The organism is Pseudomonas baetica, assembly GCF_019733355.1.
GTDB lineage: Bacteria > Pseudomonadota > Gammaproteobacteria > Pseudomonadales > Pseudomonadaceae > Aquipseudomonas > Aquipseudomonas baetica_A.
In genome coordinates this window covers 1-18,066 of sequence record NZ_JAIHLQ010000007.1, presented here as the reverse complement: position 1 = coordinate 18,066, position 18,066 = coordinate 1, and the positions used below count along the sequence as shown (strand labels likewise).

At 57.9% G+C, this 18,066-nt stretch carries 15 protein-coding genes and 1 pseudogene; 9 read left to right on the top strand and 7 right to left on the bottom strand.

What is annotated here, in order from left to right; translation table 11 throughout:
* Positions 1-19: 19 nt before the first annotated feature.
* From K5E40_RS08670 to K5E40_RS08660, 3 genes are all read left to right on the top strand, one after another.
* Positions 20-553, top strand: coding sequence for a cysteine hydrolase family protein (locus K5E40_RS08670; protein ID WP_221730354.1), 534 nt, complete (start codon positions 20-22; stop codon positions 551-553).
* Positions 554-708: 155 nt separating this feature from the next.
* Positions 709-1,335, top strand: a complete 627-nt coding sequence (locus tag K5E40_RS08665) for a TetR/AcrR family transcriptional regulator (RefSeq protein ID WP_221730353.1) — start codon at positions 709-711, stop codon at positions 1,333-1,335.
* Between the two features lie 199 nt (positions 1,336-1,534).
* Entirely contained in the window at positions 1,535-2,806 is a 1,272-nt protein-coding gene (locus tag K5E40_RS08660) for an OmpP1/FadL family transporter (protein WP_221730352.1), read from the top strand.
* 112 nt (positions 2,807-2,918) lie between these two features.
* Here the strand turns inward: K5E40_RS08660 and K5E40_RS08655 are convergent, their stop codons facing one another.
* Entirely contained in the window at positions 2,919-3,704 is a 786-nt protein-coding gene (locus K5E40_RS08655; RefSeq protein WP_221730351.1) for an SDR family oxidoreductase, read from the bottom strand.
* 48 nt (positions 3,705-3,752) lie between these two features.
* Complete coding sequence (locus K5E40_RS08650; protein ID WP_221730350.1) at positions 3,753-5,213, bottom strand: efflux transporter outer membrane subunit; 1,461 nt, start codon at positions 5,211-5,213, stop codon at positions 3,753-3,755.
* 212 nt (positions 5,214-5,425) lie between these two features.
* Here K5E40_RS08650 and K5E40_RS08645 point away from each other — a divergent pair, with 212 nt between their 5' ends.
* Both K5E40_RS08645 and K5E40_RS08640 read left to right on the top strand, forming a co-directional pair.
* Positions 5,426-6,535 (top strand): efflux RND transporter periplasmic adaptor subunit, encoded by a 1,110-nt coding sequence (locus K5E40_RS08645; protein WP_221730349.1) that lies wholly within the window; start codon positions 5,426-5,428, stop codon positions 6,533-6,535.
* Entirely contained in the window at positions 6,532-9,603 is a 3,072-nt protein-coding gene (locus K5E40_RS08640; protein WP_221730348.1) for an efflux RND transporter permease subunit, read from the top strand. Before K5E40_RS08645 ends, K5E40_RS08640 begins: the two co-directional genes overlap by 4 nt.
* 199 nt (positions 9,604-9,802) lie before the next feature.
* On the opposite strand, the gene K5E40_RS08635 is transcribed toward K5E40_RS08640, so the two are convergent.
* The gene (locus K5E40_RS08635; RefSeq protein ID WP_221730347.1) at positions 9,803-10,123 is read right to left on the bottom strand and encodes a hypothetical protein; all 321 of its coding nucleotides are present in this window, start codon (positions 10,121-10,123) and stop codon (positions 9,803-9,805) included.
* Positions 10,124-10,296: 173 nt separating this feature from the next.
* Here K5E40_RS08635 and K5E40_RS08630 point away from each other — a divergent pair, with 173 nt between their 5' ends.
* A complete protein-coding gene (locus K5E40_RS08630) occupies positions 10,297-11,742 on the top strand; it encodes a SulP family inorganic anion transporter (protein ID WP_221730346.1) in 1,446 nt (481 codons plus the stop codon).
* 132 nt (positions 11,743-11,874) lie between these two features.
* Here K5E40_RS08630 and K5E40_RS08625 read toward each other — a convergent pair whose 3' ends face one another.
* On the bottom strand, positions 11,875-12,390 hold the full coding sequence (locus tag K5E40_RS08625; protein WP_221730345.1) for a carboxymuconolactone decarboxylase family protein: 516 nt from the start codon (positions 12,388-12,390) through the stop codon (positions 11,875-11,877).
* A gap of 133 nt (positions 12,391-12,523) precedes the next feature.
* Between K5E40_RS08625 and K5E40_RS08620 the strand changes: the two genes are divergently transcribed.
* Positions 12,524-13,339, top strand: a complete 816-nt coding sequence (locus K5E40_RS08620; RefSeq protein ID WP_221730344.1) for an AraC family transcriptional regulator — start codon at positions 12,524-12,526, stop codon at positions 13,337-13,339.
* Positions 13,340-13,342: 3 nt separating this feature from the next.
* Here the strand turns inward: K5E40_RS08620 and K5E40_RS08615 are convergent, their stop codons facing one another.
* A complete protein-coding gene (locus K5E40_RS08615) occupies positions 13,343-14,236 on the bottom strand; it encodes a DMT family transporter (RefSeq protein ID WP_221730343.1) in 894 nt (297 codons plus the stop codon).
* A gap of 91 nt (positions 14,237-14,327) precedes the next feature.
* Between K5E40_RS08615 and K5E40_RS08610 the strand changes: the two genes are divergently transcribed.
* Positions 14,328-15,659, top strand: a complete 1,332-nt coding sequence (locus K5E40_RS08610) for a PLP-dependent aminotransferase family protein (RefSeq protein ID WP_221730342.1) — start codon at positions 14,328-14,330, stop codon at positions 15,657-15,659.
* A gap of 55 nt (positions 15,660-15,714) precedes the next feature.
* Positions 15,715-16,116 carry a cytochrome c family protein gene (locus K5E40_RS08605; protein WP_221730341.1) on the top strand — a complete coding sequence of 134 codons (402 nt, stop codon included), beginning with the start codon at positions 15,715-15,717 and terminating at the stop codon, positions 16,114-16,116.
* A gap of 13 nt (positions 16,117-16,129) precedes the next feature.
* Here the strand turns inward: K5E40_RS08605 and K5E40_RS08600 are convergent, their stop codons facing one another.
* Both K5E40_RS08600 and K5E40_RS35385 read right to left on the bottom strand, forming a co-directional pair.
* Positions 16,130-17,806 (bottom strand): diguanylate cyclase, encoded by a 1,677-nt coding sequence (locus tag K5E40_RS08600; protein WP_221730340.1) that lies wholly within the window; start codon positions 17,804-17,806, stop codon positions 16,130-16,132.
* Between the two features lie 156 nt (positions 17,807-17,962).
* Positions 17,963-18,066 (bottom strand): annotated as a pseudogene (locus tag K5E40_RS35385) (phage infection protein); the annotation flags it as partial.

Genomic DNA, 18,066 nt, shown 5'->3' with positions numbered 1-18,066 from the left:
TGATCAAGGAAGGCTCATCATGACAACCGCATTACTGATCATCGACGTCCAGCGTGCCATGTGCTCGGGCCAATACCAGTGCTACGACATCCTCCGCGTGATCGACACCATCAACGACCTCAGCGCCCGCGCGCGTCAGTCAGGGGTTCCGGTGGTGTTCATTCAACATGAGGAAAACGACAGCCCCCTGGCCCATGGCGCCGAAGGCTGGCAACTCGCCGAAGGACTTGAGACCTCAGCGAACGATCTGCGAGTACGCAAAACCACACCGGACTCTTTCTATCAGACCGATCTGAGCAAGCTGCTGCCGATCGAAGACTTTGAAAGCCTGGTGATCTGCGGCCTGCAGACCGACTACTGCGTCAATGCCACCGTGCGCCAGGCCCATCAGTTGGGCTACGACGTGGTGCTGGCCTCTGACGCTCATTCCACCCTTGATAACGGCAACATGAAGGCTGAAGACATCATTGCCGAACACAACAAAGACCTCGCGCACCTGACCGGTTCCGTGGCGCGGGTCGACGTCAAACCTGCGACCGAAGTCTGTTTCTAGCTACATTGACCAAGCCAGTCCTGAGTTGAACGCGTTCCGCTTTTGTGCAGCGGCGCTGCAATCAGTCTGATAAAACCTGAGACAAGGGTGGTTGTGATCAAATATTTAAAAAGTCACAAGTTGTCAGTCCTCGGCAGGGTGAGTAAGCTTCTCTCATGAATCAACCATCAAGATCTTCATCCTCGCCGAGCACTCGCGGCCCAGCCGATCACGACATTCGAGACCAGATTGTCGAGGCGGCCAACGAGCATTTTAGCCAGTATGGTTACGGTAAAACCACGGTTTCCGACCTGGCGAAGGCGATAGGTTTTTCCAAAGCCTACATCTATAAGTTTTTTGATTCCAAGCAGGCGATCGGTGAAGCCATTTGCTCCAATTGTCTGGGGCAAATCGTTGCAGCAGTCGAACAGGCTGTTAACGCAGAGGACATTTCCCCGACTGAACGTTTGCGCAGGCTGGTAAAAACCGTGATTGCTACGGGTGTGAACCTGTTTTTCAACGATCGAAAACTCTATGACATCGCGGCATTTGCCGCATCGGAGCGCTGGCCCAGTTCGCAAGTTTATGATGCACATATCAAGCGCTTTATCTTTGACATTGTGCGTGAAGGTCGGGAGGCCGGGGAGTTCGAGCGCAAGACCCCGCTGGACGAGACCGTCGAAGCGATCCATCTCGCGCTACGGCCCTTCGTCAATCCATTGTTACTGCAGCACAATCTGGATTTTATTGAAGTGGCGCCTACGCTGACTTCTAACCTCATCTTGCGTAGCCTCATGCCTTGACCATGCCTTGATCCAGATGTTCAGGCATTGGAATCAAGACGGTCTATTGCTCATCGATTTCTGTTTTTCGACACCCCTGCGTCAGGAGAAGCATGTGATTTTCATTGTTTGTGACTATTGACTGAAATGGTCACTTGGATAGTATGGGTTTCTGTAGTGCTCAACGTTCTATTTCAGTGATACCCATAGAGTCCAAACAATGAAAAAAATAATGCTCAAGATCCCCCTTGGCCTTGCTGTCGCTTTGGCTTGCGCTGATGTATCTGCCGGTGGCTTTGCGCTCAATGAGCAAAGCGTTAGTGGCATGGGGTCCGGTTTTGCTGGTCGCTCCTCCTCTGCGGAAGATGCCAGCACCGTTTTCGGCAATCCAGCGGGGATGTCGCGACTGAAAACTGAACAGGTCAGCGTGGGTGCGGCAACGCTGTTCGCGAAGTCCGACATTAAACAGACTCGTAGTACGTTTGGGGGGAAGGAAGACGGCGACATGGTGCCGACAACCACGGTACCGATGGGATATTACGTCAAGCCTATCGATGATCATTGGGCGTTCGGTGTCGGTTTTTATGTGCCTTTTGGCCTGATCACCGATTACGGCAGTGGTTTTGCCGGACGCTATTACGCGAACAAGAGCGAAGTTACGACACTGACTTTTCAGCCCACAGTCAGTTATGCCTTCAACGACAGAGTTTCGATCGGATTCGGTCCGACCATCAATCGTATCAGCGGTGAGATATCGGGCATGGTTCCTAATCCGCTAAGCCCTGGCCGCAATGACGGAAAACTCAAAAGTGCGGGCGACGATACTGCGCTAGGTTTCAATGCGGGTATTTTGGTACAGGCGACAGATCAAACCCGCTTGGGGCTGACCTACCATTCCAAGGTCAGTTACCACCTGGATGCCAAAACCAAAGTCAGCGATGGCATCTTCAGCTTGCTTGGCGTCAGCGGTCGTAGCTATGACGCATCACTGGACGTGGACACCCCGGAGTCGGTGGATTTTTCGGTGACCCATCAGTTCAATAACGACTGGACGCTCTATGTTGGAAGTACCTGGACGCGCTGGAGCCGATTTAAAGATCTGACGATTGAGAACAGCGGCTTGCCGCCATTACTGAGCGGCCAGTTGGGTACTATTTCCGAAGAGCAGAACTGGCATGATACGTGGGCTCACGCCATCGGTGCGGCGTATCAGTTGAATAACCAATGGGTACTCCGTGCAGGGTTTTCGGTGGATCAGTCCCCCACCAACAATACCAATCGGGGTCCCCGCATTCCTACCGGCGACCGAAAGGTCATCAGCTTCGGTGCTGGCTGGACTCCAGCGGAAAATGTCACGGTCGATGTTGCTTATTCCTATCTTTGGGAGGAGAGCGTACAGATCAGCGAGGCCTCGGCAACCAGAGGTTCATACAGTGCCAAATACAAGAACAGTGCCAGTGGGCTCGGTACTTCGATTAGTTACCGTTTCTAGCTGAGCGCTGGCGGCGCCACAGGTATCAGGGGCGGGAGCATGTGTTGTCTCCCGACTCTCAAGTACATGTTTTCGGCCTTTACTCTCCCAGCCAAAGTTTTTTTTGGGGCCTTCAAACACCCATGACTTGCGCCATGAGGCTCTGATGAAAGCGACGTGGCGTGGCCCACGTCAAGACAGAGATAGCCTTGTTGCCAAAGCCGGGTACCACGCTCATGCGTCCGGCTTGCAGCGCCCGGATTCCTGCCTGTACGACAGGTTCGGGCTGCATCATTACTCTTTTTAATATCGGCGTGATTTTCTGTCTGGCGCTTTCTGCAAATCCAGTATCTGACATTCCTGGGCAAAGAGCCGTTACCACCACGCCGTCGCGTTTGAGTTCACGATGCAGGGCATCAGAGAACCTGAGGACGTAAGCTTTGGCGGCTGAGTAAACGGCAAAATGTTTAACACCCTGGTAGGACAGCAGGCTGGCAACCATCAGGATATGGCCTTTACGCCTGGCTCGCATGTCTTCTGCAAACAGACGCGTCATCGCGGTCAGGCTGGCGACATCCAGGTCGATCATGGCCAAGGAGCTTTCCAGTGGTTCGTCCAGGAATGCACCCTGCAAGCCATAGCCCGCGTTGTTTATCAGTACGTCGACAACAATATTGCGATCATGCAGATACCGATGCAGATCAATAATCACATTAATGGATGAAAGGTCTGCTTGTTTTACGATCACCTCAATGGCGAAGTGGCTGCGCAATTCATCCGCGAGCGCTTCAAGTTCGTTGAGTCTGCGCGCCACCAGAATCAGCGATCTTCCTTTGGCGGCGTACTGTCTGGCAAATTCTTTGCCGAATCCGCTTGAGGCGCCAGTAATAAGCACCCAGGAATTTTCTCTTTCTGTCATGTCGTAAACACCTGCTGGAGTTTGAAAAAAACTATCTGGGGTTGTTGCTCATCGCGCCGCTACAGGCTGAGATTCAACGGGCTGCCAGCCGCCACCGAGAGACTTGAATACAGCCACCGCGGCACGTGCGGACTCCGTTCGCGCTTGCGCCCTGGCATCGGAGGTCTGCAGCAGTGTCTCGTCGGCACGCAGGACATCGATCAAGCTGGCCGTGCCCTTTTCATAGGCGGTGAATGACGATTCGCGAGCCTGAGTCAGAGCTGTCTCCCCTCTGGTAAGGGTATTTGCCTGGGTTTCCCGATTGACCAGTGAGGAGAGCGCGTTCTCTACATCTTCTGTTGCGCGTAGCACTGACTGGCGGTAGGCGGCCAACGCTTCAGCTTCCTGGCCTTTGGCTTGATTGATTTGGGCGTTGATACGTCCAAAATCGAAGAGTCTCCAGCGTAGGCCCAAAACACCTGCCGACTGACTGGCGCCGCTGGAAAAAAGATTGCCGCTGGATACCGCAGTAGCGCTACCGAGCAGTGCGCTGAGGGAGAATTTTGGATAGTACTCGGCAATGGCTTCTCCAATGCGTGCGTTGGAGGCCGCAAGTCGGCGCTCGGCCACGATCAGATCCGGCCTGCGTCGTAGCAGGTCGGCCGGTGTTCCCAGCGCTTTTAGCGGCGGCGCAGCAGGAATGCTTCCCTCTCTCGCCAGTTGGGTCCGGTGAGTCCCTGGAGGCGTTCCGAGCATTACATCCATTGCATTCATGGCCGCATCCAGACCGGTTTGCAATGCGGGAACTGTTGCCTGGATCCGCGACAGTTCGCCCTCAGTCTGACGAACCTGATAGGTGGCGGCCAAACCCTTGCTGTAGAGCAATTGGACCTTCTCCAGCAACTCGCGCTGTGTTTTGACTTGTTTGTTGGCAATATCCAGTCGTGTCTGTAATCCGCGAAGGGTGATGTAGATGTCGGCAGCCTGCGCGGCGATCACGAGTCGTGTAGCAGTTAAACCTGCTTTGGACGCCTGGTACTCAGCCAGTGCAGCCTCGCGCCCTCGGCGCAGCCCACCCAATACATCGACCTCCCAGCGCGCCTCAAGGTTGGCCTCGTAGGAACTTCCGTATCGGTCATAGCCAGGTGTTGAATTCAACACCTGGCCCAGTGGCGTCTCGACTGACTGATAAGAGCGCGCGGCCTGTCCGTTGATGTTTGCAGAGGGCAGAAGTGCCGCAGTGGCCGCCCCTAATCCGGCCCGTGTCTGTGTGACTCGTGCCGACGCTTGTGCCAGGTCCAGATTCTGCTCCAGTGCCTGGGAGATGAAGGCGGTCAGCAAAGGATCATTAAAGTTTTCCCACCAGGAGACTAGGTTGCTCGGCGTCGCTTCAGGCCGCAGCTCGGCAGAAGGCTGACCCATGTAATGATCCGAAAGCGGAGCGTCTGGACGATGGTAGTCCGGGCCAACCGTGCAGCCTGCCATTAAGCCGGCGCTAACCAAAAGAGCAAAAGGACGGAGGGGAGGCATTGAGATTCCTTGGCGGCGTGTTTGTGACCATATTACGTAATGGTCACATGCTGTCAATTGACTTGATTTGTGTTGTTTCAGAATTGGCTCGATTTTATGAGGTTTCCTAGTTATTGGTCGTCACGCGGGTTATTTGATAGTTCGTGACTGTTGACGATATCGGTCACTAGACTGAGAATATGACATTCGTCCTATTTTAAGTAAGGGAATCTATGCGCCGGCTCCGACCTTTCCCCATTGCCGCATGCTTGTTGCCTCTCGTCCTGACGGCGTGCGGTGACTCATCCACCGTTGAGGATCCTCGCACGCAGGCCCCTTTGGTAAGGCCCATTGCTGTTCAGGCGTCGTCCGACATCTCTCGTTCTTTCACGGGGGTGGTGGCTGCTCGCGTCCAGGGCGACTTGGGATTTCGCGTATCGGGCAAGGTGCTTGAGCGGCTGGTAGATACCGGCCAGAAAGTCAAGCGTGGGCAACCGCTTATGCGCCTCGATCCCGTTGACCTGGTGCTAGAGGCGCGAGCACAGCGGGAGTCGGTGGTAGCCGCCCGGGCCCGAGCCAGGCAGACAGCCGATGACGAGGCTCGATATCGCGACCTGGTCGCCGCAGGCGCCATCTCTGCATCGGCCTACGACCTGATCAAGGCCGCCGCAGATACCGCAAAGGCGCAGCTCAACGCCGCTGAGGCGCAGGCTGACGTTGCGCGTAATGCTTCTGGTTATGCGGTACTGGTTGCAGATGCCGACGGTGTTGTGGTGGAAACACTCGCCGAGCCAGGGCAGGTCGTCACCTCGGGACAAACCGTGGTTCGACTGGCTCGAGCCGGTCAGCGCGAGGCCATCGTGTACTTGCCCGAAACATTGCGTCCGGCTGCCGGATCAACCGCGCAGGCGAAGCTCTATGGGGACAACTCGGGAACCGTTACCGCGAAACTCAGACTGCTTTCGGACTCGGCTGACCGTGTGACACGCACCTTTGAGGCGCGGTATGTCCTCGCGGGGACGCTGGCCAATGCACCGATAGGTTCGACTGTTACCCTCGCAATTGAAGAAGGCTCAACACCAGAGCCGACGTTGCAAGTGCCCATCGCTGCTGTTTTTGACCCAGGTAAAGGTCCAGGCGTATGGGTCATTAGCGGCTCACCCGCAAAAGTGACCTGGCGACCGGTGCAAGTCCTGGGTTTGAGCGACGACTCGGCGCGAGTCACCGGTAACCTCAACGTCGGCGAGCAGATTGTCGCGCTAGGCGCACATCTGCTGCGCGATGGGGAGGCGGTGAGAGTGCCTCAGCAGGATCACGCCAATGTTGCCGGGAGTCGTCCATGAACGAGGGGCGATTCAATATTTCCGCGATCGCGGTTCGCGAGCGATCTGTCACCGTGTTTCTGATTTTTCTGATTGCCGTTGCAGGTGTCCTGGCGTTCTTCAAATTGGGGCGTGCTGAGGATCCGCCATTTACGGTCAAACAGTTGACAATCATCACGGCGTGGCCGGGGGCTACAGCACAGGAGATGCAGGATCAAGTGGCCGAGCCACTTGAGAAGCGTCTGCAAGAACTCAAGTGGTATGACCGCTCTGAAACCTATACGCGTCCGGGCCTCGCTTTCACGATGGTGTCGCTGCTCGACAGCACGCCACCCTCGCAAGTGCAGGAAGAGTTCTATCAGGCGCGAAAAAAAATGGACGATGAAGCCATCAGGCTGCCGGCGGGTGTCATCGGGCCCATGATCAATGACGAGTATTCCGACGTGACATTTGCGCTCTTCGCTCTGAAAGCCAAAGGCGAGCCGCAGCGCTTGCTGGTGCGTGATGCGGAGTCTCTGCGACAGCGCCTGTTGCATGTGTCAGGTGTGAAGAAGGTCAACATCATCGGTGAGCAAGCCGAACGGATATTTGTTTCGTTCTCCCATGATCGGTTAGCCACACTTGGCGTATCGCCTCAGGACATCTTCGCCGCGCTGAACGGTCAGAATGTGCTGACCCCCGCCGGATCAATAGAAACCAGCGGGCCACAGGTTTTTCTGCGTCTCGATGGTGCCTTCGATAAGTTGCAGAGCATTCGTGACACACCTGTTGCCTTGCAGGGACGGACACTCAAGCTTTCTGACGTAGCGACAGTCGAGCGCGGTTATGAAGATCCCGCCACCTTTATTGTGCGCAATAACGGCGAAGATGCCCTATTGCTGGGCATAGTGATGCGAGAGGGCTGGAACGGTCTGGATCTTGGCAAGGCACTGGACGCCGAGACGACTAAAATCAATGAGAGTATGCCGCTGGGCATGACGCTGACCAAGGTGACCGATCAAGCCGTAAACATTGACTCGGCCGTTGGCGAGTTCATGGTCAAATTTTTTGTCGCGCTGCTGGTGGTAATGCTTGTGTGCTTTCTCAGCATGGGCTGGCGAGTAGGCGTGGTTGTCGCCGCGGCCGTACCGTTGACACTGGCGATAGTGTTTGTAGTGATGGCGGCCACCGGAAAGAACTTTGACCGTATAACGCTTGGGTCACTGATCCTGGCGCTGGGGTTACTGGTAGATGACGCCATCATTGCCATCGAAATGATGGTTGTGAAAATGGAGGAGGGTTACGATCGCATCAAAGCCTCCGCGTATGCCTGGAGTCACACGGCGGCACCGATGCTGTCCGGTACCTTGGTGACGGCTATCGGTTTTTTGCCGAATGGCTTCGCGCAGTCAACGGCCGGTGAGTACACCAGCAACATGTTCTGGATTGTGGGCATTGCTCTGATTGCCTCCTGGGTCGTCGCGGTGGCTTTCACCCCTTATCTGGGGGTGAAGTTGTTGCCAGACATCAAGACCGTGGAGGGTGGACATGCGGCTATCTACAACACGCCCCACTACAACCGCTTTCGTCAGGTCCTGACACGCGTTATCGCCCGTAAATGGCTGGTGGCCGGCACGGTTATCACGTTGTTTTTCGTGGCCGTTGCAGGCATGGGGCTCGTCAAGAAGCAGTTCTTCCCCACCTCGGACCGTCCCGAGGTCATGGTCGAGGTGCAAATGCCCTACGGAACCTCCATCGAGCAGACCAGTATCGCTGCCGCCAAGGTTGAGGCCTGGCTGCGAAAGCAGAAGGAGGCAAAAATCGTCACTGCTTATATTGGGCAAGGTGCGCCACGCTTTTTCCTCGCGATGGCGCCAGAACTGCCCGATCCATCGTTCGCCAAGATTGTAGTGCTGACGGACAGTCAGGAGGCACGTGAAACCCTAAAAAACCGTTTTCGCGAAGCGGTTGCTGCCGGGCTTGCCCCCGAAGCCCGTGTCAGGGCGGCTCAAATTGTCTTTGGTCCTTATTCGCCATTTCCGGTGGCCTACCGGGTGATGGGACCCGATCCTGCCAAATTGCGCGACATTGCGGAGCAGGTCCGGGGCGTGATGCAGGATAGCCCTATGATGAGAACGGTGAATACCGACTGGGGCCCGCTGACGCCGACACTGCATTTCACCTTGAATCAGGACCGCTTGCAGGCGGTGGGGCTGACTTCAAACGCGGTTGCACAACAACTGCAGTTCCTGCTGACCGGCGTTCCCATCACAGCGGTTCGTGAGGATATCCGTTCAGTGCAGGTCGTCGGTCGTGCTGCGGGCAATATCCGGCTCGACCCGGCGCAAATCAAAGGCTTCACGTTAGTCGGTGCATCGGGACAGCGCATCCCGTTGTCCCAGGTAGGGGAGGTCGATGTACGCATGGAGGATCCGATCCTTCGGCGTCGTGATCGTACTCCGACCATCACCGTACGTGGCGACATTGCCGAAGACTTGCAGCCGCCGGATGTTTCAAGTGTGATCATGAAGGCGTTGCAACCGATCATTGAGAAACTGCCAGACGGGTATCGGATTGAGCAGGCGGGTGCCATTGAGGAGTCTGGCAAGGCTGGCAAGGCGATCCTGCCGTTGCTGCCAATCATGATAGCCATGACCTTGCTCATCATCATTGTGCAGGTTCGTTCGATCTCGGCGATGATCATGGTGTTCCTCACATCGCCGTTAGGATTGATTGGTGTAGTACCGACATTGCTTATCTTCCAGCAGCCATTTGGTATCAATGCACTGGTCGGTTTAATCGCCCTGTCGGGCATCCTGATGCGCAATACGCTGATTCTGATTGGGCAAATCCATCACAACGCGCAAGAAGGGCTGGAGCCGTTTCACGCGGTGGTCGAAGCCACGGTGCAACGTGCTCGGCCGGTACTGCTAACGGCACTCGCCGCCATCCTGGCATTCATTCCCCTGACGCATTCTGTGTTCTGGGGCACTCTGGCCTACACCCTTATAGGAGGCACCCTCGTCGGAACCGCCATGACACTCGTGTTCCTGCCAGCGATGTATTCCATCTGGTTCAAGATCAGTCCTGACAACAAAGTGCGGACTTAATCAGTAAAACTGGCATAGGCACCGATGAGAGGGGTTGCAAGCGTTAATCGCGTTCCGGATCGTGATGAAACCGAAGAAGCTGCTGCTCCCTTGGTGCCGGCCATCCCAGGATTGGGCAATGAGCTGAGCGTGGCTGATCGCAGGCAACTGCCACGGTTGGCGTGAACGTCTGTAGGGAAGGCGAATTGTTGGCGCGGTGCTATAACTGAACCGCCGCGTTCGCCGGCCCCATCAGCAAGGCTTCAACCCGCGCCAATTCCCAGGTACTGAGCAAACTCACCGGATCAGTGCCATAGCGCTGCCACGTCTCAAGCGTGCCTTCCTGGCCATCGGGGTCGCGGGCGTATTCACAGTGATGCAACTGTTCTCCTGCAAAATCCAGCAGCAGGTGCCAGCCTTCGATGTCGATCACTACCCGTCCGGATTCGTTGGGTGTTTCGCACACCTTGAGCGCAAGCACGCCCAGCGCAGCCTCACGCAATCGTTGGCAAACCTCGCGGGCGGTCAGAAATACAGCCATGTTCGAACTCGATCAGTGCACAAGAGCGCCAGCATAAAGCGCGGGTCCACAAGTGTCAGCGATCACTGGCCCCATCGCGGACAATTCCGTAACATTCGCAACCCTCTTTTGCGCAACACTCTTTTCACCCAATAAAAGCGGCCGTGCTTGGCGGCCGCTCAATCAGGTAAGCCATGAAACCGATACGTCTGCGCGCCGATGTCCTGGCCGGACTCACTACCTCGTTTGCCCTGTTGCCCGAATGCATTGCATTTGCGCTGGTGGCCCACCTCAATCCGCTGATGGGCCTGTACGGCGCCTTCATCATTTGTACGCTGACCGCGTTGTTCGGTGGCAGGCCGGGGATGGTCTCCGGTGCGGCAGGTTCGATGGCGGTGGTGATCGTTGCGCTGGTGGTGCAGCAAGGCGTGCAATATCTGCTGGCAACGGTGTTGCTGGGCGGTTTGATCATGATGGCGTTCGGGCTGTTGCGCCTGGGTAAACTGGTGCGCATGGTGCCGCACCCGGTGATGCTCGGCTTCGTCAATGGCCTGGCGATCATCATTGCGCTGGCGCAACTGGAGCATTTCAAGAGCGGTGAAGACTGGCTCAGCGGCACGCCGCTGTACCTGATGACCGGGCTCGTGTTGTTGACCATGGCCATCGTCTACATCTTGCCGCGCCTGACCCGAGCGGTGCCGCCGGCACTGGTGGCGATCCTCGGTGTTGGCCTGCTGGTGTATCTGTTCGGCCTGCCGACCCGCACCCTCGGTGACATGGCGCATATCGCTGGTGGCCTACCGACCTTCGCGTTGCCGGACATCCCGTGGAACTTTGAAACCCTGCGCATCATCGCCCCATACGCGATCCTGATGGCGCTGGTCGGCCTGCTGGAAACCCTGCTGACCCTCAACCTCACTGACGAAATCACCGAAACCCGTGGCTACCCGGATCGCGAATGTGTGGCGTTGGGTGCGGCGAACATGGTCTCCGGTGCATTTGGCGGGATGGGCGGTTGCGCGATGATCGGCCAGACCGTGATCAACTTGAGCTCTGGCGGGCGCGGGCGTTTGTCCGGCGTGGTGGCGGGCGTGCTGATCCTGTTGTTCATTCTGTTTCTGTCGCCGCTGATCGAGCGTATTCCGCTGGCGGCGCTGGTCGGCGTGATGTTCGTGGTGTCGCAGCAGACGTTCGCGTGGGCTTCGTTGCGGGTGGCGAACAAAGTGCCGCTCAACGATGTGCTGGTGATCATCGCCGTGACCATCATCACCGTGTTCACCGATCTGGCCACGGCGGTGCTGTGCGGGATCATCATCGCCGCGTTGAATTTTGCTTGGCAGCAGGCCCGTGAGTTGTACGCCGATGAACATATGGAAGCCGATGGCAGCAAGCTCTATCGCTTGCACGGCACGCTGTTCTTCGCCTCGGCGACGGCGTTCCTCAACCAGTTCGACCCGGCCAAAGATCCGCAAAAAGTGACGCTGGATTGCCGGCATTTGAGCTTTGTCGATTACTCGGCGATTGCCGCGCTGAAAACCCTGCGTGAGCGTTACGAAAAGGCCGGCAAGCATTTGCAGGTATTTCATCTGTCGGAACGCTGCAAGAAACTGCTCAAACGTGCGGGCGTTGCTCACGACTGAGCACTGCGCTGCTGATCGGCTGTGGGAGCGAACTTGCTCGCGAAGGTGGGGTGTCATTCAACGATAATGTTGATTGATCCGGCACTTTCGCGAGTAAGTTCGCTCCCACAGTGGTTTTTGCCCCCGCGAGGTTCAGTCGATCGCCGGGAAATCGATATCGGTCAACGCCGCATTGTTCAGGTAGTTGGTCAGTGTCTGTACCGCCACCAGCGCAATCACCTCAATTATTTTCGTGTCATCGATCCCGGCAGCGCGCGCGGCGGCAATCTGCTCGTCGCTCAACTGACCCCGGCTTTCGGTGAGTTGATGGGCGAGGGCGGCGTAGGCGTTGAGTTCGCCCTGACGCGCTGCGACGATGTCCTGCGCCGATAAGCCGGCCTTGCTGGCAAACAGGGTGTGCGCCGCCAGGCAATAATCGCAACCGTTGACTTGCGAAGTGGCGAGGTAAACCGCTTCTTTCTCCTTCGCGCTCAGCGAGGTTTTACCGAGTATCGCGGAGGCTTGCAGGTAGGTCTCAAGCGCCACCGGGGCCTTGGCCAGTGTGGTGAACACGTTGGGCAGGAAGCCGATTTTTTTCTTCACGCCTTCCAGTACTGGGCGGGTGGCGTCGGTGGCGGTGTCGAGGCTGATAGCGTGGATACGGCTCATGGTGATTCTCCGAAAGTCCGGTGCGAAGTGCGCCGGCGATGGAGAGGATGTTAATGAGGGCGGCTGGCGCATTGGGTGCAAATCGTCGAGGATATGCGACAGATCGTCCGGATATGCCCTTGAGGAGTCGCCCATGGATCGCCTTTCCACATTACTCAGCCATTTCGCTGTCCATGCCGGCACGTTTCACAGCGGCAACTTTTGCGGCGTCAGCGTTCATGACGGCGAGCCAAACGGGCATGTGCATCTGTTGCAGGCGGGGGAGTTGTTGCTCAAGCCGGGCAGTGAGCGCGAGATACGACTCGATGAGCCGTCGCTGATTTTCTTTCCCAGACCCTTTGCCCACCGAATGTTTGCCGACGAGTCCATGGACACGAGAGTGGTCTGCGCGACACTGACCTTTGACGGTGGCTCCGGAAATGCTCTGGCGGCCGCACTGCCGGATTATCTGGTGCTCAAACTCACCGAGATCCCCGAGCTGGGCAACACCCTGGAGTGGCTGTTCAAGGAAGCTTTCGAAGGGCACTGCGGGCGCGTCGCCGTGATGGATCGGCTGTTCGAATTGCTGGTGATTCTGCTGTTGCGCCACCTCATCAGCAGTCGTGACCAACAACCGGGAATGATGGCCGGGCTGGCCGATCCGCGTTTGTCTCGCGCCTTGAACCTGATACACGAACAACCGGCAAAACCGTGGAGCGTGGCCGACCTGGCGACTGCTGCCAATCTGTCCCGCGCAGGTTTTGCCGAGCAGTTTCACCGCGTCGTCGGGCAGACTCCGGCCGATTATCTGCTGAGTTGGCGGGTCAGCCTCGCGCAGAAACGCCTGCGCGAGGGCAAACCGATTGCACTGATCGCCGAAGAGGTCGGTTACGAAAGTCCTTCGGCGCTGGCCCGGGCGTTTCGACGCAAGACCGGATTAAGCCCTCGGGAGTGGAAAGCCGCAACCTGAGCATTACTGGGCGAATTTCTTCGCCCCGGCCACACACACAATCACGCCCAGCGTCACCGCGAGCATGCCGACGCTGACCTGTTCATGCAGCAACGTCGCGGCCAGCGCCAAACCGAAAAACGGTTGCAGCAACTGCAATTGCCCCACTGCCGCGATCCCGCCCTGCGCCAGTGCGCGATACCAGAACACAAACCCGATCAACATGCTGAACAGCGACACATAGGCCAGGCACAGCCACGCCGACAGGCTGATGTGACGGAACGAGACGGGCGCCAGCCACAGACTCAACAGCGCCATCACGGGTAACGACAGCACCAATGCCCAGCAGATCACCTGCCAGCCGCCGAGGGTTCGCGACAGTTTTGCGCCTTCGGCATAACCGAGGCCGCACGCCAGAATCGCCGCGAGCATCAGCAAGTCACCGGTGGGCGAGGCGCTGATACCCTGGGACAGCGCGAAGCCCACCACCAGGGCACTGCCAAGAATCGAGAAGCCCCAGAACACCGGTCGAGGCCCCTCACCGCCGCGCAGCACGGCGAAAATCGCTGTAGACAGTGGCAGTAATCCCACAAAAACAATCGAATGCGCCGACGTGACGTGTTGCAGCGCGAGTGCGGTCAACAGTGGAAACCCGAGCACCACACCCATGGCCACAATCAGCAACGACCGCCACTGAATTCGTGCCGATCGCCGCGCTCGAAATAACCACAGTAATGCCACCGCCAATACCCCGGCGATGGCGGCGCGCACCACGGTGAGAAACACCGGATCGAACTCCAGCACGGCCACCCGGGTGGCCGGCAGCGATCCACTGAAGATCACCACGCCGATAAAACCGTTGATCCAGCCGATGGTTTTTTCCACGGCCGGGTGAGGCAGGTTCGAAGTCCGTTCCATACGAAGGCATGCTCAAAGGTGGGGTTGCATTGCCGCCATGCTGGGGCTAAAAATCAGCACAATCAAAAAATTGTCATGGATACATCCCGGCATGCCGCGCTCCCGCTACAAGACCCTCGTTGACCTCTACGCCGCCGATATTCGCGCGGGACGTCTGGCGCCCGGTACGCGATTGCCCACTCATCGAGAACTGGCCGCCAAAGAGGGGTTGGCGTTGGTCACGGCCTCGCGGGTGTACGCCGAACTGGAGGCGATGGGCCTGGTCAGCGGCGAGACCGGACGAGGGACGTTTGTGCGTGAAACGTCGTTATCGGCGGGGCTGGGCATTGATCAGAAGGACGTAGCGGTCGGCATGATCGACCTCAATTTCAATTACCCGTCGCTGCCCGGTCAGGCTGACCTGTTGCGCACTGCGCTGCGGCAATTGGCATTGTCCGGTGATCTCGAAGCGCTGCTGCGCTACCAACCCCACGCGGGTCGTCAACACGAACGCGCCTCTGTCGCTCGACACTTGCAAACCCGTGGCGTACAGGTCGATACCGAGCAAGTGCTGATCGTGAACGGTGCCCAGCAAGGACTGGCGGTGACATTGATGGCGCTGCTCAAACCGGGCGATGTGATCGCGGCGGATGCGCTGACCTATTCCGGGTTCAAAGTGTTGGCCGAGGCCCTGCATCTGGAAGTGGTGGCGATCCCGCTCGGCAATCAGGGGCCGGATCTTCAGGCGCTGGAAAAGCTCTGTCACAGCCGTTCGGTGCGCGCCGTCTATAGCATGCCGACCCTGCACAATCCGTTGGGGTGGGTGACGCCCCTTGAACAGCGCGAGCAACTGGTCGCGATTGCCCGGCGGCATGATCTGACCATCATTGAAGACGCGGCCTACGCGTTTCTGGTGGAAAACCCACCGCGTGCGTTGGTCGACCTGGCGCCTGAGCGCACGGTGTACGTGTCGGGACTTTCCAAGAATATTGCCACGGGCCTGCGCGTTGGTTTTATCGCGGCGCCTGCGCCCAAGGTGCCGGCACTGGAGCGCATCATTCGTGCTACCACTTGGAACACGCCGGGCGTGATGACGGCGTTGGCCTGCGGCTGGCTCGACGACGGCACCGTCACACTGCTTGAAGAACAAAAACGCCAAGACGCCAAGGCGCGCCAAGCATTGGCCGCCGAGTGGCTGAAAGGGCTGACCTGCATCGGCCATCCGTCCTCGTACTTCCTGTGGCTACCGCTGCCGGAAGATGTGCGCGCCGATCAGATGGTCGTGGAATTGATGCACGAACAGATTTCGGTCACCACCGCCGAGCCGTTTTCCGTGTCGCCCCATGCGCCACATGCGATTCGACTGGCATTGGGCTCGGTGGACATGGCGGTGTTGCGCCAGGCCTTGATCACTGTCAGAACGGTCGTTGGCGCTTACCTGTGAAAACCAAAGTGCTACCCTTGCGCCGCCCGTTTTTTATGCCGACCCGGAAGCCTAAATGAAAAACCCCGCGTCACTGTCTTCAGTTCTGATCCTCACTGCTGGCCTGCTCAGCACCACTGCCCACGCCGCAGGCGACCCCGAGGCCGGCGCAAAAATCTTTCCGCGCCTGTGCGGCGGCTGCCATCAGGTCGGCGAATCCGCCCGCCCGGGATTTGGCCCGCAGCTCAACGGCATCATCGGTCGACCGGCCGGGACGTCGGCGAATTATGTGTATTCCGAAGCAATGAAGAACTCAGGGGTGACCTGGGATCACGAAACACTGAAGGCTTACCTGAAAGACCCAAAAGGCGTGGTGCCGGGCACGCGGATGATTTTCTGGGGGCTGAGTGATGAGGAGAAACTCGAAAATCTGCTGGCGTATCTGCAGATGTTTTCCCCAGTAGGCGCTGCCGAGTGAAACCAAGCAACGCCTACGGTTGTGTCGGCGTTGCACTGTAACCGTGGCTGGCCACTTGATTACGACCCGCCGCTTTCGCCTGATACAGCTGTTGGTCCGCACGTTTGATCAGATTCCCGGGGCTGTTGTCTGCTGGGTCTGCCAACCCTACACCGACGCTGACCGTCACCTGCCCGGCGGTTGCGAAATCAGCCTCGGCCACCGCCGCGCGAATCTTCTCGGCGACCCTCTCAGGTGTGTCGGGCATGCTGATTTCCGGCAGCAGCACGGCGAACTCCTCACCGCCGTAACGTGCCACGAAGTCGGTGGTGCGCAGGCTGGTCTGAATCAATTGCGCCAATTGTTGCAGCACTTCGTCGCCGACGGCATGACCGTGGGTGTCATTGACGCGTTTGAAGTGGTCGGCGTCGATCAGCAATAACGCGAACGGCCGCCCCGTGCGCCGTGACAGCAGGCTGTATTCGGTGAGTTTTTCGTCGAAACGGCGACGGTTGAAGACCCCGGTCAGGGCGTCGTGAGTCGCGAGATTCAGCAACTCGGCGTTGGCCTGCATGAGGTCGGCGGTGCGTTGTGCCACGGTGGCTTCGAGCGTGGCGTTGGCTTCCTGCAGTTCGCGCTCTTTGCCGAGCAGCGATTGCGTCATCGCCTCGATTGACTGGCCGAGCTGGGCAATTTCCCGAACCGGATGTTGAAGAGGGAAGTGCGCGCCGCGCTGGTTGTCCTGTACCTGTTTGGCCGAGCGAGCGAGTTGCTCGATTGGACGGCTCAGATACAGCGCCAGGTAATACGCCACAACACCAAATATCACGGCCGCGAAAACCCCAAGAATCAACAGCTTATAGAGCAGCAGGCGTGCCGGTTGCAGTGCGGTCTCCAGTGGCTGACGTAAGGCAATCGACCACGACAGCGCTGTACTGGGGGGCGTAGGCACGGTAACCATGCTGGTCAGGTAACCGTTACCGACGGACCATCCGCTCGACTTCGAATCGTTCGTTGCCAGTTGCTGGCCCATCAGGGCTTCGGGATACAAAACCTTCCCGTCGTAATCGATAATCAACGCCTCGATGTCCGGCGAAGCGTTCTTGTGCGAAAACGCCGCCGATTCGACGATACGCGTGACCCAACTCCAGTGAGCGTGGGCGCCGAGCACGCCAATCACTTGGCCTTCGGCATTTCGGATCGGTGCGGCAAAATCGATAAAACGCAGCGGTTCGCCGTTTGGCAGACCCGGCAGTAACTTGGCCAGCAGCACGGCTTCATGCGGATCACCGGTGTATTGGCCACGTAACCCGGCCTGAAACCACGGTCGTTGCTGCACCGATTGACCGACCAGCAACCCATTCACGGCTTGATGAACGCGACCCTCGGCGTCGGTTACACCCATCCACGCGTACTCGGTGCGCGCCTGAGTGCGCAACTGCATCGACTTCAGAATCGCCGGGTTGTCCAGATTGCCACGCTCCAGATGGGGCGCGCGGCTGAGCATATAAACCTCAAGCTGGCGCTCGCGCAATTGCTCGCCGAGCGACGTGGCTGCCGACCGCGCAGTATTCAACAGCGCATTACCGCTGGCCTGTTTCATCTGTTCGGTGGCGATGTGCCCGACATAAAAGCCCACACTCAACAACGTCAGCAGGGACAAACCGGCAAACCAAAGGGTGAGGTGGCTACGCAGACTGGCTTTGAGCATGAGCGGTGTCTGTCTTTATTTGAGTGGCGCCATGGTATGCGACATCGTTGATGGGCTGCCAGCGAAGTGGTTCATGAAACGTACCGAAACTGTGGACGCAAAAAAGCCCGGCTGATCAGGCCGGGCTCTTTAATGGGACTGCGTGGAGCTATTGATTCATGCAACGCGGCGTTCGATCAGACGATCCGAGCCACCTTCAGCAACACGGCGTTCGATCAGACGATCCGAGCCACCTTCAGCAACACGGCGTTCGATCAGAC